Raw genomic sequence first — 3,594 nt, forward strand, 5'->3', positions numbered from 1 at the left:
GCGCACCCGGCGTACCGCTCCCGGTCCCGGTCCGGCAACGGCCGACCGGATTCGACCAGGATCGCGTAGCTGTCCAGGACGGCCCACACCACCTGGTGCGACGTGGGCGGTTCGGTATGCGTGCCGCGTAGCCGCCGCGCCCACCCGCCGAGGACGGGGTGGTGGACGTACATGCGCAGCACCGGAGTGAGATCGGCGCGCAGGTCGGCCAGGGTGGCGACGACCAGGTTCCTGCGGTGCCAGGCGCGCGGTTCCGCGGAGGCCTCCAGCAGCTCCCGGGCCACGGTGTGGGCGTCGCGGGTGGACGTCCACCGTGCCATCAGGCCCTCGGCGTCGACCGGACGCCCCTTCTCCAGGACCGTGAGGACGTGTTCGGCCTCCATGCGTTCCAACGAGGGAGCGAGCTGGACGTCGGCACCCGAGTGGCGCAGTTGCCGCACCGCGAAGTGGTCCCCCAACGGGGTGACGCGAAAGCCGTTCCCACCGACCCGTTCGACCGCGCCCAGGCCGACCAGCGTCTCCAGGACCGAGCGGACGTGGTCGGCGGGTCCGTCCGGGCACCGGCCGAGCGCGACCCCGGGCCCGTACACCTCGACCAGTTGCTCCGGGGTGCGGGGGCGTCCGCAGACGAACAGGTCGGTGAGCAGGAGGAAGGCCGTCATACCGCGTGATCCGGTCATCACCAGCAAGGCATCCGCCCAGGCGTCGGCCGCCGTCCCCGGGTCGCCCTCCGCCCAGGCGCGGGCCGCGCGCCCGGGCAGGATCCGGGTGTAGGTCGAGCGCAGGAGCCCCGCCTCCCGGGCCACCCGCAGGATTCGGTGCACCTCGTCCGGGGCGACCCCGAGGGAGCCGGCGGCGGCGTCGGTGTCCTCGCGGGTCAGCGCGTCATGCGGCAGGGCGCGGTCCAGCGGCCGCCCCTCGCCCACCCACGCGGTGAGCCGCGCGGCCTCGGTCAGGGGAGGGCACGACCGCGCCGCGGCTCCCAGCTCCTCCGGTGCCGCGGGCACGATCGGGGGCAGCGGGTCCGGGGCGCCGTCCCCACCGACACCCAGACGGTCCAGGAGCGGCAGGACGGCCTCGTCGGCGGGGTCGGCGGCCGCGGGCTCCGAGGGGGGACCGCCGGGGGTCAGGGCGACCGCCGCTATGGCCGCGCGCAGTCTGCGCGGGCTCTCGCCGGAGAGCAGCCCGCCCCGGTCGACGAGGTGGTCGCACCAGGTCAGCCATGTGTCCCGGAGCGTGTCCGGCACGCGCTCCCAGTCGCGGACGGTGCGGGCGATCTCGTGGACGTCGGTGGTGGTCCAGTCCCCGGGGGCGGGGGCCCCGACGTCCCGGTGGGTCATCAGGAGGAACAGGAGGGCGTCGACGTCCACGACGACCGGGGGGCCGAGCCCCCGGGCCCAGTCCAGACACTCGTCGACGGCGGACAGGATGCGTTCAGTCATGGCGGACTCACCGAGAGTGGATCTCCGAAGCAGCATCAGGCTAACCCCGTCGACCGCTCGCGCGCCGGGGAACGCCGGAAATCGGGACCTTGGTCCATGTCCGGCTCCGATCGGCGCCGGAGCCGGGGACGTCGCCGACGCCGGTCGACCGCGCCTTTGCGCCGGACGTTCGCTCCGGGGTGTTTCCTGGTCGCGTCGGGCGTGCGGTGAAAGGCGATGGTAAAAGCGTGGGTCACCGCACCGAATTTCCGGTGTGAACCATGTCTAATCCGGCGCTACCGCAAGAAAAGGGGTTTAATCTTTTTCGTGGTGACCGAAACCGGCCAATGTCCCTCTGGTATGGCGTCGGGCGGCCGCGGCCGGGGAAGGAATCCAGAGGCGGGCGCGCTCGCCGCTTCGGCCCCGTGGACGGGTTGGGGGCGGGCTGTGCGGGTGGCTCCGCCCGGAGGGAGAGTGAGTGAGGTTTGCTCACCCGCCAAGAGAGTACATATCACCCAAACGCGATACTCGCGGATATTTCACGTGTGCTCTCGCCCCAGGAGGACACCAGCGTGGCACGGAGCGCCGACAACAGAGGAACACGGGTCCGTGAACGGCCACGGATCCACGGAGAATGGCCCGAGACCCTGGACGTCGAGGACCTGCTCGCCCGGGGATGGCGCCCGACCCCCTTGCGCGAGTTCGTCCTCAAGGTGCACAGCAGGTGCAACCTCGCCTGCGACTACTGCTACATGTACGAGATGGCCGACCAGGGGTGGCGCGACCAACCCCGCCGCATGGCCAGGCCCGTCGTCGAGCGGGTCGCCGAGCGGATCGCCGAGCACGCCCGAGCCCACGGCCGCGGCCGGGTCGACGTCATCCTGCACGGCGGCGAACCGCTCCTCGTCGGACTCGACCACCTGCGCCACACCGTCCAGGCCCTGCGCAAGGCCAACGAACCCGACGTCCACGTCGACCTGCGCCTGCAGACCAACGGTGTCCTGTTGGACACCCACTTCCTCGACCTGTTCGACGAACTCGGCGTGCGCGTCGGCGTCAGCGTCGACGGGACGGAGGAGGACCACGACCGACACCGCCGCCGCGCCAACGGACACGGCACCCACGCCGAGGTCCGTGCCGGGCTGGAGCTGCTCGGCTCCCCGCGTTACCGCCACCTGATGAGCGGACTCCTCGCCACCGTCGACCTGGAGTCCGACCCCGTGGCCACCTACGAGGCGCTCCTGGAGTTCGACCCGCCCACCGTCGACCTGCTCCTCCCGCACGGCAACTGGGACACCCCGCCACGGGGCTGGACCCCGGACGGCGCCGCCTACGGCTCCCGGCTCCCCNGGCTCGTCGCCGTCTTCGACCGCTGGTACCACGCGCCCGAGCGCGAGACCAACATCCGCCTGTTCAACGAGATCATCCGCCTGGTCCTGGGCCGCCCCTCGCGCACCGAGAGCGTCGGCCTGTCCCCCGCGGCGCTCGTGGTCGTGGAGACCGACGGTTCCATCGAACAGGTCGACAGCCTCAGATCCGCCTACGACGGCGCGGCCGCCACCCCACTGCACACCCTCACCCACACCTTCGACGAGACCCTGTACCTGCCCTCCGTCGCCGCGCGCCAGATCGGAGTCCGGGCCCTGAGCGCCACCTGCGCGGCCTGCCCCCTGGCCCGCGTGTGCGGCGGCGGACTGTACCCGCACCGGTACCGGAGCGGATCCGGGTTCCGCAACCCCTCGGTGTACTGCCGGGATCTGTACCGGCTCATCTCGCACGTCCGGGCGACCGTGGCCGCGGATGTCGCACGCCTGCGGGAAGGACGCTGAATGGCCCCCGAAGGCCCGCTCCCGGACACCGTGTTCGACGCGCTCGCCCGGGGCGCGGGGGGCCACGCGGCCACCGGTCCCCTGCGCCGGACCCAGTACGCCAAACACCTGCTCCTGGTCCGCCGGGTCCTGGACGCCGCCCTCGCCCGGCCGCACCCTGGCGCGGCACGAGCCCGAGAGGCCTACGACCTGCTCGCCGCAGCGCAGGAGGCCGCCCCGGACGCGGTCGCCGCGGTCCTGCGCCACCCGTCGGTCGGGGTGTGGGCGCGCCGCACCGCCCTGGCGCTGGACGGCCACCGCGACGAGGAGCCCCGGCTGGGCGCGATGTCGGCGCTCGCGGCGGC

The 3,594-nt window shown here is 73.0% G+C and carries 2 protein-coding genes and 1 pseudogene; 2 read left to right on the plus strand and 1 reads right to left on the minus strand.

The features are described 5' to 3' along the window. A partial coding sequence (locus D471_RS39110; RefSeq protein WP_017599900.1) for a hypothetical protein occupies positions 1–1,442 on the minus strand: 1,442 nt, incomplete at its 3' end. A 731-nt stretch (positions 1,443–2,173) separates the two neighbouring features. Between D471_RS39110 and D471_RS0117985 the strand changes: the two genes are divergently transcribed. Beyond that, complete coding sequence (locus D471_RS0117985; RefSeq protein ID WP_449406570.1) at positions 2,174–3,250, plus strand: FxsB family cyclophane-forming radical SAM/SPASM peptide maturase; 1,077 nt, start codon at positions 2,174–2,176, stop codon at positions 3,248–3,250. Beyond that, positions 3,251–3,594 (plus strand): annotated as a pseudogene (locus D471_RS0117990) (HEXXH motif domain-containing protein); the annotation flags it as partial.

Origin of the sequence: Nocardiopsis lucentensis DSM 44048, assembly GCF_000341125.1 — a bacterium.
Classification (GTDB): domain Bacteria; phylum Actinomycetota; class Actinomycetes; order Streptosporangiales; family Streptosporangiaceae; genus Nocardiopsis; species Nocardiopsis lucentensis.